General features: G+C 70.2%; 11 protein-coding genes, 1 tRNA gene and 1 rRNA gene. 1 reads left to right on the forward strand and 12 read right to left on the reverse strand.

The genetic code is table 11. The features are described from left to right. Positions 1-21: 21 nt before the first annotated feature. From AC07AB_RS14470 to AC07AB_RS14510, 9 genes are all read right to left on the reverse strand, one after another. Complete coding sequence (locus AC07AB_RS14470; RefSeq protein WP_478565403.1) at positions 22-492, reverse strand: Dps family protein; 471 nt, start codon at positions 490-492, stop codon at positions 22-24. 140 nt (positions 493-632) lie between these two features. After that, positions 633-1016: a helix-turn-helix domain-containing protein gene (locus AC07AB_RS14475; RefSeq protein WP_030892367.1), complete on the reverse strand. Its 384-nt coding sequence runs from the start codon at positions 1014-1016 to the stop codon at positions 633-635. Positions 1017-1110: 94 nt separating this feature from the next. Further along, entirely contained in the window at positions 1111-1641 is a 531-nt protein-coding gene (locus tag AC07AB_RS14480) for a CinA family protein (protein ID WP_478565480.1), read from the reverse strand. 98 nt (positions 1642-1739) lie between these two features. Continuing rightward, positions 1740-2387, reverse strand: coding sequence for a CDP-diacylglycerol--glycerol-3-phosphate 3-phosphatidyltransferase (pgsA, locus tag AC07AB_RS14485; RefSeq protein WP_478565406.1), 648 nt, complete (start codon positions 2385-2387; stop codon positions 1740-1742). Next, positions 2384-3874 carry a 30S ribosomal protein S12 methylthiotransferase RimO gene (rimO, locus tag AC07AB_RS14490; RefSeq protein WP_478565409.1) on the reverse strand — a complete coding sequence of 497 codons (1491 nt, stop codon included), beginning with the start codon at positions 3872-3874 and terminating at the stop codon, positions 2384-2386. Before rimO ends, pgsA begins: the two co-directional genes overlap by 4 nt. 52 nt (positions 3875-3926) lie before the next feature. Then, on the reverse strand, positions 3927-4730 hold the full coding sequence (locus AC07AB_RS14495; RefSeq protein WP_478565412.1) for a helix-turn-helix domain-containing protein: 804 nt from the start codon (positions 4728-4730) through the stop codon (positions 3927-3929). Positions 4731-4942: 212 nt separating this feature from the next. Next, entirely contained in the window at positions 4943-7741 is a 2799-nt protein-coding gene (locus AC07AB_RS14500) for a DNA translocase FtsK (RefSeq protein ID WP_478565415.1), read from the reverse strand. A gap of 104 nt (positions 7742-7845) precedes the next feature. Next, positions 7846-8523 carry a response regulator gene (locus AC07AB_RS14505; RefSeq protein WP_478565418.1) on the reverse strand — a complete coding sequence of 226 codons (678 nt, stop codon included), beginning with the start codon at positions 8521-8523 and terminating at the stop codon, positions 7846-7848. A gap of 244 nt (positions 8524-8767) precedes the next feature. Beyond that, positions 8768-14314, reverse strand: coding sequence for a HAMP domain-containing protein (locus tag AC07AB_RS14510; protein WP_478565421.1), 5547 nt, complete (start codon positions 14312-14314; stop codon positions 8768-8770). 259 nt (positions 14315-14573) lie between these two features. Between AC07AB_RS14510 and AC07AB_RS14515 the strand changes: the two genes are divergently transcribed. Further along, positions 14574-17195: a SpoIIE family protein phosphatase gene (locus AC07AB_RS14515; RefSeq protein ID WP_478565483.1), complete on the forward strand. Its 2622-nt coding sequence runs from the start codon at positions 14574-14576 to the stop codon at positions 17193-17195. Between the two features lie 72 nt (positions 17196-17267). Here AC07AB_RS14515 and AC07AB_RS14520 read toward each other — a convergent pair. The 3 genes from AC07AB_RS14520 to rrf all read right to left on the reverse strand — a co-directional run. Next, positions 17268-17340: transfer RNA gene (locus AC07AB_RS14520), tRNA-Thr, on the reverse strand. Between the two features lie 55 nt (positions 17341-17395). Next, positions 17396-18112, reverse strand: a complete 717-nt coding sequence (locus tag AC07AB_RS14525) for a DegT/DnrJ/EryC1/StrS family aminotransferase (RefSeq protein ID WP_478565424.1) — start codon at positions 18110-18112, stop codon at positions 17396-17398. Between the two features lie 116 nt (positions 18113-18228). After that, a 5S ribosomal RNA gene (gene rrf, locus AC07AB_RS14530) occupies positions 18229-18320 on the reverse strand; the annotation flags it as partial.

Raw genomic sequence — 18320 nt, forward strand, 5'->3', positions numbered from 1 at the left:
CGTCGGCACGCTCAGCCGTTCTCAGCCGTTCTCTGCCTGGAACATCCAGTGGTGCTTCTCCAGGTCGGCCGTCAGGCCGATGATGAGGTCCTGGGTGACCGGGTCCGGCTTGTCGGTGGACTGGATGCGCTCGCGCATCCGGCCGATCACGGCGCCGAGCGCCGATACCAGGATCTGCACCGCCTGGGTGTCCTTGTTCCAGCCGTCGCCGACCGCGTCGATGCCACTCGTCTTCGCGACGGTCTCGGCTCGGCCGTCCGGGGCGATGCCGAGGGCCGAGGCGCGCTCCGCCACCGTGTCGGCGTGCTGGCGCGCGGAGACGACTACGTCATCCAGCTGCAGGTGGATCGAGCGGAAACGAGGGCCCACCACGGTCCAGTGGACCTGCTTGGCGACAAGCGAAAGGTCGACCAGGTCCACGAGTGCACCCTGCAGCGCCTCGCCGACGATCTTGCGGTCCTCCTCGGACAGCGTGCTCTTCACCACAGACATCCGGCTACTCCTCTTCGGCTGACTGATCCATTCATCCCCCGTGTTCCCACCATCGCACAATTGAACAGAACCGGTCGAAAAAGGTAGGAGCCCTGGTCAGGTTCACTGACCAGGGCCCCGGAAAAGCACAAGCGTCGCTGTCAGGCCGCGACCACATCCACGGCTTCTGCCGGCGCCTTGATGGTCACCCGTTCCCCGGGGACGCCCGTCACGGAGGTGACGGATACCGAATTGAGCATCGGCCGCATCGGCGCTGGTACCGGCTCGCTCGCCGCCGCCGACTGCGCCAGCTCGGCGAGCGACAGTTCGTCGCTGACCTCGCGCATGACCTCGGACATCCGTACGTCCAGAGCGTCGCAGATTGCGGAGAGAAGCTCGGAGGACGCCTCCTTCTGCCCCCGCTCGACCTCTGAGAGGTAACCGAGCGAGACCCGGGCTGAGGAGGAGACCTCGCGCAGAGTGCGGCCCTGGCGCTGGCGCTGCCGACGCAGCACGTCACCCAGCAGGCGACGGAGCAAAATCATCGGTGGCTCCCTCCTTGGACCGCGAATCCGGATCCTTCACGCCCCACCGTACCGCCTCGGGGTCCAGCCGTGCGGGGAGCGATGTCGTGTTCACTCAGGGCTGCAAACATCCAGAACCCCCACCGTGTTCCGTATCCTGTGTCCGCGCATTTTCGATCAGTTCGCCCAGCAGTACCTCCAGCGCCATCCGGACGCTCTCCACCCGGATGCCGGCCCGGTCGCCGTGGAGCGCCAGCTCCCGTACGGCCCCGGCGCCGCCCGGGCCCGCGGCCGCCACGAACACCGTTCCCACTGGGTGCCCGTCCTGCGGTTCGGGTCCCGCCACCCCCGTCGTGGCAACGCCCCAGTCGGCGCCCAGCGCCGCGCGCACACCGTCCGCCATCTGCCGGGCGACCTCTCCGTCAACCGCACCACGCGCACTGAGCAGCGCGGCGTCCACGCCCAGCACGGTCGCCTTGAGGTCGGTCGCGTACGCGGTGACCGAACCCCGGAAAGCTCGTGAGGCCCCCGGTACGGCCGTCAGCTCGGCGGCCACCAAGCCACCCGTGAGGGACTCGGCGGCGGCCACCGTCTCGCCTCGCTCCGCCAGTGTCCTCAGCGCCTCGGCCGCGGCCCACGTCCCCACGGCCCGCGCCCCCGCGGCACCGGCCTCGGCGCCCTCCCCGGCCCCGGTCGCACCGCTGCCACCGGTTGCGTCAGCCGCGCCGCCCGCACCGCTCTCCGTCACCGCACGGACTCCCGGCCGGCCCGCTCGCGCTCGGCCGCCAGCCCCGCCCGCCGCAGCACAACCGCCTGCTTCACGTAGTCGAGGCCCGTGAGAACCGTCAGCGCCACGGCGACGGCCATCACCCAGAGCCGGAAGGTGGCCAGCGGCCCCGTCAGCGCCAGGATGTACATGCCCACGGCCGTGCCCTGCGCGAGCGTCTTCATCTTCCCGCCGCGGCTGGCCGGGATGACGCCGTGCTTGATGACCCAGAACCGCATCAGCGTGATGCCGATCTCGCGGAAGAGGATCACGCCCGTGACCCACCAGGGCAGATCGCCCAGGGCGGAGAGGCAGACCAGCGCCGCCCCCATGATCGCCTTGTCCGCTATCGGGTCGGCGATCTTCCCGAAGTCGGTGACCAGGTTGTACCTACGCGCCAGGTGGCCGTCGAAGAGGTCGGTGATCATGGCGACCGCGAACGCGGCCCAGGCGAAGGAGCGCCAGGCCGGGTCGTAGCCGCCATTGTGGAGCAGCAACAAGACAAAGCCGGGCACAAGGAACAGCCGCACCATGGTGAGGATGTTGGCGATATTCCATAGTCCCGCCGGTGTCACTGTCGCCGTCGCCGTATGCGCACCGGCGGCGGAGGCCGGGACTCCGGTCATCTGCGCGCCTCCTCGGTACAGCCGTCGTCGCCCAGCGGCTCGGCGACCAGGTCCACGCCCTCGGTCGCGACCACCTTTGCCACGACCATACGGCCCGGCGCAAGATCACGGTCACCCGTGAGGATGGTCTGGCCATCGGTCTCGGGCGCCTGGTGCGCGGCGCGGCCGACCACTCCGTCCTCTTCGTCGACCCGGTCGACGAGCACTTCGATCGTCTCCCCGAGCCGCTCCTCGGCGCGCTGCGCCGTGAGCTCCTCCGCCAGCCGCGAGATGCGCGCCAGGCGCTCCGCGACGACGTCCTCGTCGACCTTGTCCGCGTAGCCGGCCGCCTCGGTGCCGTCCTCGTCGGAGTATCCGAAGACGCCGATCGCGTCCAGCCGCGCGCCGGTGAGGAAGCGTTCCAGCTCCACGACGTCGGCCTCCGTCTCACCGGGGAAGCCCACGATGAAGTTGGAGCGGGCGCCGGCCTGCGGCGCCTTGGCCCGCACCTGGTCGAGGAGGCTCAGGAACCTGTCGGTGTCACCGAACCGGCGCATCGCGCGCAGCACCCCGGGGGCGGAGTGCTGGAAGGAAAGGTCGAAGTAGGGCGCGACCTTCTCCGTGGAGGTCAGCACGTCGATCAGGCCGGGCCGCATCTCGGCCGGCTGGAGGTAGCTGACCCGGACGCGCTCCAGGCCGTCGATCGCCGCCAGCTCCGGCAGCAGCGTCTCCAGCAGCCGGATGTCGCCGAGGTCCTTGCCGTACGAGGTGTTGTTCTCGGAGACCAGCATGATCTCCTTCACGCCCTGCTCGGCCAGCCAGCGGCTCTCGCCCAGCACGTCGGAAGGGCGGCGCGAGATGAAGGAGCCGCGGAAGGAGGGGATGGCGCAGAACGAGCAGCGCCGGTCGCAGCCGGAGGCGAGCTTGACCGAGGCGACGGGGCTGGAGTCCAGGCGGCGGCGGAGCGGCGCGCGGGGGCCGGAGGCCGGGGCGACGCCCTCCGGGAGGTCCTCGGGGGGCGTGTCCTGCGCATGGCCGGGCAGCGAGACGGCGGCGTCCTGCCGCTCGGCCGGGCTGATCGGCAGCAGCTTGCGCCGGTCGCGCGGCGTGTGGGAGGCGTGGACGCCGCCGGAGAGGATGGTCTGGAGCCGGTCGGAGATGTCGGCGTAGTCGTCGAAGCCGAGCACTCCGTCGGCTTCGGGCAGCTCCTGGGCGAGTTCCTTGCCGTACCGCTCGGCCATGCAGCCGACAGCGACCACGGCCCGCGTTCGGGCTCTCCCTTCGCCCGCGGCGTCCTTGAGGTCATTGGCTTCGAGAAGCGCGTCGACGGAGTCCTTCTTGGCGGCTTCGACGAATCCGCAGGTGTTGACGACGGCGACATCGGCTTCGGCGGCGTCCTCGACGAGGTCCCAGCCGTCCGCTGCCAAGCGGCCTGCCAGCTCCTCCGAGTCCACCTCATTACGGGCGCAGCCAAGTGTGACAAGAGCGACGGTACGGCGTTCGGGCATAGGGCTCAGCCTACTTTGTCCCGAGGCCGCCTCCGCTGCCACGTGCTGATGATCACCCTGCTTCGGGATCGCCCTTGGTGTAGCTCAGCCGCTGGACCTGCCCGTTGTCGCCGACATGCTTGATCTCTTTGCCGTTCACGAAGAGCTGTATGGCACCGGCATTGCCCAGCACGAGGTCGATCTGCTTGTCGTCGGTGAAGGTCTTGGAGGCGCCCTGCTTGAGCACCAGCTCGTCCATCAGCCGGCCGTTGTGGTCCTTGGCGGAGATCCAGCTGGCGGCGGCGGTGGCGGTGACCTTGACCGTGACCTTGTTGGCAGGGGCCGCGGCGATGGCGCTGTCGGACGGGTCCGGCTTGGGATCGGCCGGCTTGCTCGGGCTGGGGGTGGGGCTGGAGGGGCGCGCCGTCGGGCTGTCGGCCGCGACGGGCTGGCCGCTCCCCTCGTCGCCGCCGCCGCTGAAGAGGGTGAAGCCGACGAATCCGACGACGGCGACGATCGCCGCGACCATGGCCGCGGTCCAGTTGGGCCGCCGGGGCTCGGACCGGATCCGCTCGGCCTCGAAGAGCCGGGCCGCCGGGGTCGGGGAGGGCCGTCCGCCGTGTTCGGCGTCGTACTGCTCGATGACGGCGGCGGCATCGAGGCCGACGGCGCGGGCGACCGTACGGATGTGTCCCCGGGCGTAGACGTCGCCGCCGCAGCGCGAGAAGTCGTCCTGCTCGATCGCGCGCACGATCGGGGCGCGTACGCGCGTGGTCGCACTGATCTCGTCGACGGTCAGTCCGGACTCGACGCGGGCCTGCCGGAGGCGGCGGCCGATGGAGGGGCGGCCGTCGTCGGAAGAGTTGCCGATGGACACGTGAGCGCCTTTCGAGCGTGCAGCCACCTGCTGGAGGTTCAGTTTAGGGGGGATGCGAAAGGGACGGGCAAGCGGAAAGCCGGCCTTTGTACGCCATCAGAATGCTCTGACGTACGCCATCGGAACGCTCTCAGACACCGACGGTGGTACATCAGCCCTGCCCCTTCCTCAACTTGACGCACGGCCGAGGGAAACGGTTGCTCGCCGTTTTCTCACGGCTGGGACTCACCGCGGATGATCGCGAGCACGCCGTCCAGCTCGTCCGGTTTGACCATCACGTCGCGCGCCTTGGAGCCCTCGCTCGGCCCCACGATGCTCCGCGACTCCATCAGGTCCATGAGCCTGCCCGCCTTCGCGAAGCCCACACGCAGTTTCCGCTGGAGCATCGAGGTCGAGCCGAACTGGGTGGAGACGACCAGCTCCGCCGCCTGGCACAGCAGGTCGAGGTCGTCGCCGATGTCCTCGTCAATCTCCTTCTTCTTGGCCGTGCCGACCGTGACGTCGTCGCGGAAGACCGGCGCCATCTGGTCCTTGCAGTGCTGGACGACGGCCGCGACCTCGTCCTCCGTCACGAAGGCGCCCTGCATACGGGTCGGCTTGTTCGCCCCCATCGGCAGGAAGAGGCTGTCGCCCTTGCCGATGAGCTTCTCGGCGCCCGGCTGGTCGAGGATGACGCGGCTGTCGGCGAGCGAGGAGGTGGCGAAGGCCAGCCGGGACGGCACGTTGGCCTTGATCAGACCGGTGACGACGTCGACGGACGGGCGCTGCGTGGCCAGCACCAGGTGGATGCCCGCGGCCCGCGCGAGCTGGGTGATACGGACGATCGAGTCCTCGACGTCGCGTGGGGCGACCATCATCAGGTCGGCCAGCTCGTCCACGATGACCAGCAGGTACGGGTACGGCGACAGCTCCCGCTCGCTGCCCTCCGGCGGCTTCGCCTTGCCGCTGCGCACGGCCGCGTTGAAGTCGTCGATGTGCCGGTAGCCGTACGCCGCGAGGTCGTCGTAACGCAGGTCCATCTCGCGCACGACCCACTGCAGCGCTTCCGCGGCGCGCTTCGGGTTGGTGATGATCGGCGTGATGAGGTGCGGGATGCCCTCGTAGGCGGTCAGTTCGACGCGCTTGGGGTCGACCAGCACCATCCGTACGTCCTCGGGCGTGGCGCGGACCATGACCGAGGTGATCAGGCAGTTGATGCAGGACGACTTGCCGGAGCCGGTGGCGCCGGCGACCAGGACGTGCGGCATCTTCGTCAGGTTGGCCATGACGTAGCCGCCCTCGACGTCCTTGCCGAGCGCGACGAGCATCGGGTGCTCGTCGCCCGCCGAGTCCGCCAGCCGCAGCACGTCGCCGAGGTTGACCATCTCCCGGTCGGTGTTCGGGATCTCGATGCCGACCGCGGACTTGCCGGGGATCGGGCTGATGATCCGGACGTCCGGGCTGGCCACGGCGTAGGCGATGTTCTTGGTGAGCGCGGTGATCCGCTCGACCTTGACGGCCGGGCCGAGCTCCACCTCGTAGCGGGTGACCGTCGGGCCGCGGGTGAAGCCGGTGACGGACGCGTCCACCTTGAACTCGGTGAACACGGTCGTCAGCGAGGCCACTATCGCGTCGTTGGCGGCGCTGCGGGTCTTGCCGGGGCCGCCGCGCTCCAGTAGGTCCAGGGAGGGCAGCGAGTAGGTGATGTCGCCGGCCAACTGCAGTTGCTCGGCGCGCGAGGGGAGTACGGGCGAGGGATCGGGCGAGGACTTGGTGAGGTCGGGGACGCCGCCGCTCTGTCCGTTCTTGTCCCGCTTCACTCCCGGTACGGGCGCGTCGGCCGCCGAGGCCCGCTCGGCGCCGCGCGCGGTCGGCACGGAGCCCGTACGCTCCCGCTCGGCCGAGATGCCGCTGCTGAGCCCGGCGACGAGCGGCGAGGGCTGCACTCCGTGCAGCACGGCGCCGTCGAGGGCCGCCGCGGCGGCGGCCGCCACGTCCACCGCGTCGAGCGGCCGGTCGAGCTCCGGCTGTACGGACGGACGGCGCGGCCGGCGGCGCTGGTTCGGCGCCGCCTCCTCGGCCTGCTCAGGGGCGCTGCCGCCGCCTGGCGCGCTCTTGTCCAGGGAGGTCCGCCGGGACCGCTTGGCAGGGGCCTCACGCCATTCCTCGCCGTACTCCCCCGCTTCGTGGACGCCGCTGTCGTACTCCTCGGACAGCGGCTCCGCCAGGCCGAGCCGCACGGCGAGCCGGCGCAGCCGGTGCGGGATGGCGTTGACCGGGGTGGCCGTGACCACGAGCAGCCCGAAGACGGTGAGCAGGATCAGCAGCGGCACGGTCAGCACCTCGCCGACCGTGTAGATCAGGGGGCTGGCCGCCGCCCAGCCGACGAGGCCTCCGGCGTCCTGAAGGGCCTGCGCCCCGTCGCCGCGGCTGGGCGCTCCGCACGCCACGTGGACCTGGCCGAGGACGCCGATGACCAGGGCGGAGAGCCCGATAACGATCCGTCCGTTGGCCTCCGGCTTCTCCGGATGGCGGATCAGGCGGGCCGCGATGGCGCCGAGCAGTATCGGCACGACCAGGTCGAGGCGGCCGAACGCGCCGGTGACCAGCATCTCCACCAGGTCGCCGACGGGCCCCCGGAGGTCGGACCAGGTGCCGGCCGCGATGATCAGCGCGATGCCGAGGAGCAGCAGCGCGAGGCCGTCCTTGCGGTGCGCCGGGTCCAGGTTCTTCGCGCCGCGCCCCACGCCGCGGAACAACGCGCCGACCGTGTGCGCCAGGCCGAGCCACAGGGCCCGTACGAGGCGGAAGATGCCGTTCGTGGGAGACGGCGCCGGCCTCGGTGCGGGCCTGGGCGCGGCCTTCTTGGCCGGGGCGCGCTTCGCGGGCGCCTTCTTCGCGGGCGCGGCCGCCTTCTTGGCCGGTGCCTTCTTCGCGGGCGCCTTCTTGGCAGCGCTCCCGGGTCGTCCGGCGCGCTGCTTCGAGGTGCCCGCCGTGCTCTGGGAACCCTTGCCGGACGTACGTGAGGCCATGGTGTTGAGGTTACCGTTGTCGACCGCGAGGGACACGTGTGTCTACGCCTTCACCCGTTCGTGTCGCGTGTCGGCGGGCCTCGCGGTGACGCGGCGTCAATAGCTCAGTTCTGTGAGGGGACCGTACTGGCGCCGCTGCCGGCGCCGGGCTCCAGCGCGTCCAGCGCCCGCCGCAGACCGGTGAGTTTGCGCTCCAGGTGGGCGGCGGTGGCGACGGCCGCGGCGTCCGCGGACTCGTCCAGCTGCTTGGAGAGCGCCTCGGCCTGTTCCTCCACGGCGGCGAGCCGCGCGGAGAGTTCGGCGAGCAGCCCGGCGGGCTCCCTGGCGTCGACGGCGGCGCCCTGGCCGCTCTCCAGCTGGAGGCGGAGCAGGGCCGCCTGCTCACGCAGCTGGCAGTTCTTCATGTACAGCTCGACGAAGACGGAGACCTTGGCCCGCAGCACCCAGGGGTCGAAGGGCTTGGAGATGTAGTCCACCGCGCCGGCCGCGTAACCACGGAAGGTGTGGTGCGGGCCATGGTTGATGGCCGTGAGGAAGATGATGGGGATGTCCCTGGTCCGCTCCCGCCGCTTGATGTGCGCGGCGGTCTCGAAACCGTCCATGCCCGGCATCTGGACGTCCAGCAGGATTACTGCGAAATCGTCCGTCAGCAGCGCCTTGAGCGCCTCCTCCCCTGACGATGCCCGGACCAGTGTCTGATCGAGCGCCGAGAGGATGGCCTCCAGCGCCAGCAGATTTTCCGGCCGGTCATCGACCAGGAGGATCTTGGCCTTCTGCACCATGGCCCGTCCTCCTCGCCCCGGAAATGCGCCGGGTGCCGCCCCAGAGGACGACTCCCTTGCGCCGCCCGTCCTTGTGCCGGTCATGGTAGCCGCACCCCGCTTGTCGCCACACCCTGTCACCGCGAAGTCACTGTGCACGTAGCAGAAACGCGGTGGGAGACCAGAAGGTTCCCCGAATACCGCGCTCCCACACGTGTTCGGCCACAGTCAGTCAACACTCCGCCGTGGTTCGCTCAGCCATCCGTCACTCCGCGCGCATCCACTGCTCCATCACCGCCAGCAAATGATCAGTGTCGACCGGCTTGGTCACATAGTCGGACGCGCCCGACTCGATGGCCTTCTCCCGGTCGCCCTTCATCGCCTTCGCGGTGAGCGCGATGATCGGCAACCCCGCGAACTGCGGCATCCGCCGGATCGCCGTCGTCGTGGCGTAGCCGTCCATCTCCGGCATCATGATGTCCATCAGGACGACCACCACGTCGTCGTGCTGTTCGAGGACCTCGATCCCCTCCCGGCCGTTCTCGGCGTAGAGCACCGACAGGCCGTGCTGCTCCAGCACGCTGGTGAGCGCGAACACATTGCGGATGTCGTCGTCGACGATGAGCACCTTCTCGCCGTGGAATCCGCCCGAGAACTCGGCGGTCACCAGATCCTGGCCGTTGCTCAGCCACGGCTCGGACGACGGCTGCGACGCGGCCGAGGCCCCGGACGCCGCCGGCTCACCGGCCGCCGCGTCCGCCGCCCCCTGGCCCGGCGGCGAGGCGGGCTGCTGCTCCGCTTCCTGGGCCGCCCGCTGCCGCCGCCGGAAGAGCCCGGCGGCGCCCGGCTGCTGCGCGCCGAACGACGCCGCCCCGTTCTCCCGCTCCTGCGCCCCGGACCCCTCGTCCGCCGGACCGCCCTCCAGCGCCAGCGGACCCGTGGCGTGCCCGGCGAGCGTCAGCTGCGAATAGTTCTGGGGCGGCAGCTCGGTCGGGTTCAGCGGCAGGTACAGCGTGAAGGTCGAGCCGCGGCCGGGCTCGCTGGCCGCGTGGATCTCGCCGCCGAGCAGCCGGGCGATCTCCCGGCTGATCGACAGGCCGAGGCCCGTACCGCCGTACTTCCTGCTGGTCGTGCCGTCCGCCTGCTTGAACGCCTCGAAGATCACCCGCATCTTGCTCGCCGCGATCCCGATCCCGGTGTCGGTGACCGAGAAGGCGATGACGCCGCCGTCCGCCTCGCGCAGCGCCCCCGATTCGAGCAGCTGCTCGCGGATGCTGTCCGGCACACCCGCACCGGCCGGCCGGATGACCAGCTCGACCGCGCCCGAGTCCGTGAACTTCACGGCGTTGGAGAGCAGATTGCGCAGCACCTGCAACAGCCGCTGCTCATCGGTGTGCAGCGTCGCCGGCAGCTCCGGGGAGACCCGTACGGAGAAATCGAGCCCCTTCTCCGCGGTGAGCGGCCGGAACGTCGCCTCCACATAGTCGACGAGCTGGACCAGCGCGATACGCGTCGGGCTGACGTCCATCTTGCCCGCCTCGACCTTCGACAGATCGAGGATGTCGTTGATCAGCTGGAGCAGATCGGAACCCGCCCCGTGGATCGTCTCGGCGAACTCCACCTGCTTCGGCGAGAGGTTGCCCTCCGCGTTGTCGGCGAGCAACTTCGCGAGGATCAGCAGCGAGTTGAGCGGCGTACGCAGCTCGTGCGACATGTTGGCGAGGAACTCGGACTTGTAGCGCATCGACACCGCCAGCTGCTCGGCACGCTCCTCAAGAACCTGCCGGGCCTCCTCGATCTCGGTGTTCTTGACCTCGATGTCCCGGTTCTGCCGCGCCAAGTGCTCGGACTTCTCCTCCAGTTCCGCGTTGGAGATCTCCAGCGCCTTCTGCCGGCTCTCCAATTCGTCCGATCGGTCCCGCAGTTGCTCGGTGAGCTCCTGCGACTGCTTGAGCAGCAGCTCGGTCTTGGTGTTGACGCTGATGGTGTTGACGCTGGTGCCGATCATCTCGGCGATCTGGTTCAGGAAGTCCTTCTGGATCTGCGCGAACGGCTGGAAGGACGCCAGCTCGATCACGCCGAGCACCTGCCCCTCGAAGAGCACCGGCAGCACGATCACATGGGCCGGCGGCGCCTCCCCCAGCCCGGAGGCGATCTTCAAATACCCCGATGGCACGTTGTCCACCAGGATGGTCCGCTTCTCCTCCGCGGCCGTGCCGATCAGCGTCTCGCCGGGCCGGAAGGACGTGGGCATCGAGCCCATCGAGTAGCCGTACGAGCCGAACATGCGCAGCTCGTACGCGTCCTCATCGGCCTCCGGCTCGCCGCTCTCGCCCGCGGCCGGGTTCTCGTTGGCCGGCGTCGCCACGAAGAACGCGCCGTGCTGCGCGGAGACCACCGGAGTCAGCTCGCTCATGATCAGGCCCGCCACGTCCGCGAGGTCGCGCCGGCCCTGCATCAGGCCGGAGATCCGGGCGAGGTTGCCCTTGAGCCAGTCCTGCTCCTTGTTGGCGAGCGTGGTCTCCCGGAGGTTGGCGATCATCGTGTTGATGTTGTCCTGGAGTTCCAGGATCTCGCCCGCCGCATCGACGTCGATCTTCAGGTTGAGATCGCCGCGGGTCACCGCGGTGGCCACCTCGGCGATGGCCCGCACCTGCCGGGTCAGGTTCCCGGCCATCTCGTTCACCGACTCGGTGAGGTCCCGCCAGGTGCCGTCCACATCCCGCACCCGGGCCTGACCGCCCAACTGCCCCTCCGTCCCCACCTCGCGGGCCACCCGGGTGACCTGCTCGGCGAACGAGGACAGCTGGTCCACCATCGTGTTGATGGTGGTCTTGAGCTCCAGGATCTCGCCCCGGGCGTCAATGTCGATCTTCTTGGTCAGGTCGCCCTTGGCGATCGCGGTGGTGACCATCGCGATGTTGCGGACCTGCCCGGTCAGATTGGACGCCATGCCGTTGACGGACTCCGTCAGGTCCTTCCACGTGCCGGAGACGCCCGGCACCCGCGCCTGACCGCCGAGGATCCCGTCCGTACCCACCTCGCGGGCGACCCGGGTCACCTCGTCGGCGATCGACGACAGCGTCTTCACCATGATGTTCACGGTGTCGGCGAGCTGCGCGACCTCGCCGCGCGCCTCGACGGTGACCTTCCGGGTCAGGTCTCCATTGGCGACGGCCGTCGCGACCTGCGAGATGTTCCGCACCTGACTGGTCAGGTTGTTGGCCATCAGGTTGACGTTGTCGCTCAGGTCCTTCCAGATGCCGGTGACGTCCCGCACCCGCGCCTGACCGCCGAGCTGCCCCTCCGTGCCGACCTCGCGGGCGACCCGGGTGACCTGCTCGGCGAAGTCGGAGAGCTGGTCCACCATCGTGTTGACGGTCGTCACCAGCTCCAGGATCTCGCCCTTCGCGTCCACGGTGATCTTCTTCGACAGATCGCCCTTGGCGACCGCCGTCGTCACCTCCGCGATGTTGCGGACCTGCGACGTCAGGTTGTTCGCCATGAAGTTGACGGACTGCGTCAGGTCCTTCCAGGTGCCGGAGACGCCCTGCACCTCGGCCTGCCCGCCGAGGATGCCCTCCGTGCCGACCTCCCGCGCCACCCGCGTGACCTGGTCCGCGAACGAGGAGAGCTGATCCACCATCGTATTGAGGGTGTTCTTCAGCTCCAGGATCTCGCCCCGGGCGTCCACGTCGATCGTCTGGGACAGGTCACCGCGCGCGACCGCCGTGGCGACCTGCGCGATGTTGCGGACCTGGGCGGTCAGGTTGCCCGCCATGCCGTTCACGGAGTCGGTCAGGTCACGCCACACGCCCGCGACGCCCGGCACCTGCGCCTGGCCGCCGAGGCGTCCGTCCGTACCCACCTCGCGCGCCACCCGCGTGACCTGATCAGCGAACGCCGAGAGCTGGTCGACCATCGTGTTGATGGTGTTCTTCAACTCCAGGATCTCGCCCCGGGCGTCCACGTCGATCTTCTGCGAGAGATCGCCGCGCGCGACGGCCGTCGTCACCTGCGCGATCTGCCGCACCTGCGAAGTCAGGTTCCCGGCCATGAAGTTGACCGAGTCGGTCAGCTCCTTCCAGGTGCCGGACACGCCGTCCACCCGGGCCTGACCGCCGAGCCGCCCCTCCGTGCCCACGTCCCGCGCCATCCGCGTGACCTGGTCGGCGAAGGAGGAGAGCTGGTCGACCATCGTGTTGACGGTGTTCTTCAGTTTCAGCATCTCGCCGGAGACATCGACGGTGACCTTCTGCGACAGATCGCCGTTGGCCACCGCCGTCGTCACCTGCGCGATGTTGCGGACCTGGCCGGTGAGGTTGCGGAAGGCCGTGTTCACCGAGTCGGTGAGGTCCTTCCACGTACCCGCCGCGCCCGGCACCTGCGCCTGGCCGCCCAGCTCGCCCTCGACGCCGATCTCCCGCGCCACCCGCGTCACCTCGGCGCCGAACGCCGAGAGCTGGTCCACCATCGTGTTGACGGTGTTCTTGAGCTCCAGCATCTCGCCCGCGACATCGACGGTGACCTTCTGCGACAGATCGCCGTTGGCCACCGCCGTCGTCACCTGCGCGATGTCGCGGACCTGCGTGGTGACATTGCGGAACGCGTTGTTCACCGAGTCGGTGAGGTCCTTCCACGTACCCGCCGCCCCCGGCACCTGCGCCTGACCGCCCAGCAGGCCGTCGGCCCCGACCTCGCTCGCCACCCGCGTCACCTCGTCGGCGAAGGTGCGGAGCGTCTCGGTCATCTGGTTGATCGTCTCGGCCAGCTGGGCGACCTCGCCGCGCGCGCTCACCGTGACCTTCTGCGACAGGTCGCCGTTGGCGACCGCCGTCGTCACCTGCGCGATCCCGCGGACCTGAGCGGTGAGATTTCCGGCCATAAGGTTGACCGAATCCGTCAGGTCCTTCCAGACCCCGGCGACCCCGGGCACCTGCGCCTGGCCGCCCAGCTCACCCTCGGTACCGACTTCCCGCGCTACCCGCGTCACCTCGGAGGCGAAGGAGGAGAGCTGGTCCACCATCGTGTTGACGGTGTTCTTCAGCTCCAGCATCTCCCCGGCCACATGAACCGTGACCTTCCGGGAGAGATCGCCCTTCGCCACCGCCGTCGTGACGAGAGCGATGTCACGTACCTGAGCGGTGAGCCGGGACGCCATCGTGTTGACGGAATCCGTCAGATCCTTCCACGAACCCGACATACCGCGCACCCGTGCCTGGCCGCCGAGCTTGCCCTCGGTACCGACCTCACTGGCCACCCGCGTCACCTCGTCGGTGAACGCCGACAGCTGGTCCACGAGCCCGTTGACCGTGCGCCCCACCTTGAGGAACTCGCCGCGCAACGGATGCGCCGCACCGTCCGCCCCCTGCGAGCGCAGATCCATCCGCTGCTCAAGATCGCCCTCGGCGACCGCCGAGAGCACCCGGCCCACCTCGGAGACCGGCCGCACCAGATCGTCGACCAGCGCGTTGGAGGCATCGATGGCCGCGGCCCAGGACCCTTCGCAGGCCCCGACCTCCAGCCGCTCCGTGAGCTTGCCCTCGCGCCCCACCACGCGCCGTACGCGTGCCAGCTCACCCGTCAGCTGCAGATTCCGGTCCGCCATTTCATTGAACACGGCGGCGATCTCGGACATCACTCCGTCGCCCGCGACCGTCATACGCTTCCGGAAGTTGCCGTCGCGCATCGCCGACAGCGCCGTCAGCAGCCGATTCAGGGCCGCCGTCTCCACTTCCGTCGTCCCATTGCTACGGGACCGTCCGCCTTTCGCGCGCGTGCTCACGCCCCGCGCCGCTGCGCCAGACTCCACCGTGTCCCTCCCGCAGGGTCGACCATCCTCATCGCGCTTCCACTTCAAGCGTTCCCAGTGTTTCACTTCGGCGCACCGAACCGTTCGGCAGTGGGAACGTAACCGGGTGGACAGGGGTTCGTTGAACGCCACCACCCCCGAAACACGCGCCTCCGTTCCACACAACTTGGGCCGACGGTTTAGCCTGGCGGACGAATCGAGGACTTGCGAAACGGGCACAGGACTCGGGGGGAGCGACGAGAGGCCAATGGGGAGTGCTGTGATCACCGCGCGGGCTGCCGCCACCTTCGAGCCGGTCGGACGCTCGGTCGCCTCCGCCCGCGCGTTTGTCCGGGACACCCTCCAGGGCTGGGGGTTCCCCGACGTCGTGGACGACGCCGTCGTCCTGACCAGCGAACTCGTCACCAACGCCGTCGTACACGCCGGCACCGCCGCCGACGTCCTGTGTCTGCGTACGGACACCGGCGTGCGCGTCGAGGTCGGCGACCACTACCCCGAACGCGAGCTTCCGCTGCAGAGCTCCGGCCGCCAGCTCGGCGGCGTCGACCGGGAGGGCGGCCGCGGCCTGCTGCTCTGCGCGGCCCTCGCCTCCAACTGGGGCGTCGAGTACACCGCCACCAACAAGAAGGTCTGGTTCCAGCTCGACCTCCTCTCCCGCCCGGCGGGCACCCGCTCCGCCGGCCCCGCCCTGCCCGCCGCCGCCCTTCCGCTCGCCGACGCCCGCGTCCGCGTCGCCGTCATCCAGATCGACCGGGTCGGCGGCATCAGCGCCTGGAACGACGACGCCCAGGACCTCTTCGGCTTCGCGCCGGAGCAGGTCACCGGCAAGCCCCTCACCGACTTCGCGGCCTGGCCGCACACCCCCGGCACCTCGACCGGCATCGCCGACGCGCTCCGCCTCTCCCGCTGGGAAGGCTCGTACGGCATACGCGGCGCAGACGGCCGTGTCGTCCCCGTATACGCCTCCCACCTGCGCGTACGCGATGCCGACGGCGATCCCTCGACCGTCTGCCTGCTCGTCCGCGACGCCGAGCGCGCGGTGCTCCAAAGCCCCCAGCGCGTCTCCAGCTCGGAAGGCAGCACCAGCGACCGGGGCGCCTCGGCGGACCCGTTCGAGGTCTTCATCGGCTCCCCCGCCCCCGACGACCTCGACGGACTGCTCCAGCGCACCGTCGAGCGCGCCCGCGACATGCTCGACGGCGACTCCGCCTATCTGCTGCTCGCCACGGACGACGAGACCGAGCTGGAGGTACGGGCCTCCACCGGCCTGCCCTCCGCCCGCCAGCGCTTCGCCCGCGTCCCCGTCGAAGCCGGCACCGGCCGCTACGGCTCGGCCCGGATGCCGGCCGTCCACGAGGACCTCAGCGCCGTTCCGGGCGCCGTGCCGCTGCTCAACAACACCGGCATGCGCTCGGTCGTCACCGTCCCCCTCAAGGTCGAGGGCCGGCTCACCGGCTCGCTGGGCGTCGCCGCCGAATCCCCCGGCCGGTACAGCAACGAAGAGGCCCTCCGGCTGCAATTCGCCGCCGACCGCATCGCCCTCGCCGTCGAGTCCGCCCGCCTGGGCGAGCTGGAGCGGCTACGCCGCGGCTCCCTCTCCTTCCTCGTCGAGGCGTCCGACCTGCTCGCGGGCACCCTCGACCGGGACCAGACCCTGGCCCTCATGGCCCAGATGACCGTCCCCACCCTGGCCACCTGGTGCGCCGTCTACACCATCGCCGACCAGTCCTCCGAGCCCGAGCTGTCGTACGTCCTGCACGAGGACGAGGACCGCATCGACGGCCTCAAGGCGCTCCTCGCCAAGGTCGCGCCGCCTGACCCGGTCCCCACCCCCGGCGCCCGCATCTGGACCGCGCCCTCCGACGCCGCCCACGCCGCGGCCCTGCGCAGTTCGCTGCGGAGCCTCGGTCTCGGCGACGCCGGACGGCTCTCCGCCGGCCCCGGCACCTCCCTCGCGACCGCCTCGGCCGTCGGCGGCGAGACCGTCGTACTGCCGCTGGTGGCCCGCAACCGCGTCATCGGCATGCTCACGCTCGGCAAGCCCACCGACGACCACTTCCGCCAGGAGATCCTCGAACTCGCCGAGGACCTCTCCCGCAGGGCCGCCCTGGCCCTCGACAACGCCCGCCTGTACTCCGAGCGCACCGCCATCAGCCAGTCCCTCCAGCGCAGCCTCCTGCCGCCGGAGCTGCCGACCGTCCCCGGCGTGGAGGTCGAGGTCATCTACCGCGCGGCGGGCGAGGGCAACGAGGTCGGCGGCGACTTCTACGACCTCTTCCCCATCCGCGACGGCGCGTACGGCTTCGCCATCGGCGACGTCTGCGGTACGGGCCCGGAGGCCGCGGCCGTGACCGGACTGGCCCGGCACGCACTGCGGCTCCTGGCCCGTGAGGGCTTCGGCGGCCCGGCCGTCCTGGAGCGCCTCAACGCCGCCATCCTCGACGAAGGCGCCCGCAGCCGCTTCCTGACACTGCTGTACGGCGAGCTGTGGCCGCAGCACGACGGCAGCGCGATCCTCAAGGTGGTCTGCGCGGGCCACCCGCTGCCGCTCCGGCTCCGCCAGGACGGCTCCGTCGAGGCCGCCGCCGAACCGCAGCCGCTGCTCGGCGTGCTGGAGGAGCTGGAGCTGTACGAGCAGACGGTCACCCTCGACCCGGGCGACGTCCTGCTCTGTGTCACCGACGGCGTCACCGAGCGCCGCGAGGGCACTCGGATGCTCGGCGACGATGGACTCGTCGACGTCCTCACCACCTGTACGGGCCTCACCGCAGGCGCCGTCGCCGGCCGCATCCTGCGCGCCGTGGAGCGCTTCGCCGCCGAACCGGCCTCCGACGACATGGCCATCCTGGCGATGCGCGTCCCGGAGCTGCAGGACCCCTGACCGGACTGCCGTGAGCAGCGGCCCCGGACAGCAAGAAGGCCCCCGCCAAGTGACGGGGGCCTTCTTCTCAAGAGCCCCAATACGGAATCGAACCGTAGACCTTCTCCTTACCATGGAGACGCTCTGCCGACTGAGCTATTGGGGCGCGGCAACGGAGTAGATCTTACCCGAACTCCCGTACCCCTTTGACCACTGGAGCCTTACGCGGCGGCCTTCAGCAGCCCGCCCAGAGCGTTGCAGGCCGACACCACCCGGTGCAGGTCCCGCCGCGTCATCGCCGCGCCCACAGGCAGCGCCAGGCACTCGTCAGCGGCCCGCTCCGTCTCCGCCAGCCACACATCCCGCCGGAAGGCCGGCATCCGGTGTACGGGCGTCTGTACGGGCACCTGGCACCGCACCCCGCGCGCCCGCAGCGTCCGGGCGAACGCGTCCCGGTCCGGCCGGCCGTTCCCGGGCACCCGCACCACGTATTCGCGGTAGGCGTGCGCCACCCCCGCCGTCGCGGTGGGCGTCACCAGACCGCTGAGCCGCCCGGTCAGATACGCGGCGTTCCGCCGCCGACGCGCCACCGCCCCCTCGTGCTCCGCCCACGCCCGGCCTTCGAGGCCGGCCCCTGCCCCGCCCTCGACGTGCTCGACGACCAGGAGCGCACGGCGATCCCCGACGGCACGCAGGGCCGCCATGTCCACCGGGTGTCCGAAGAGGGACACGGGCACGACTGCCGCCGTACGCGGCGTCACCGCGGCCGCCACCGCTGACGCGCCGAGGCAGAAGGTTTCGGCGTCGATGTCGGCGAACACGGGCGTCGCCCCAGTTCCCCGTACTGCTTCCGCGGCCTCCGCGGTGGCGTACGACGGCACGATGACCTCGTCGCCAGTGCCTACTCCGGCCGCCCTCAGCATCTCCAGTGTCCCCATACCTGCGGATGGTGACGGCGCAACGTGAACATCAAGTAACACTGCGCACTGCATCGCGACAACAAAAAAGCTCCGGCCCCTGAACCGAAGTTCAGGGGCCGGAGCTGTTAAAGATTGTTCGGCGGCGTCCTACTCTCCCACAGGGTCCCCCCTGCAGTACCATCGGCGCTGAAAGGCTTAGCTTCCGGGTTCGAAATGTAACCGGGCG

This window comes from Streptomyces sp. NPDC044033 (assembly GCF_056434425.1).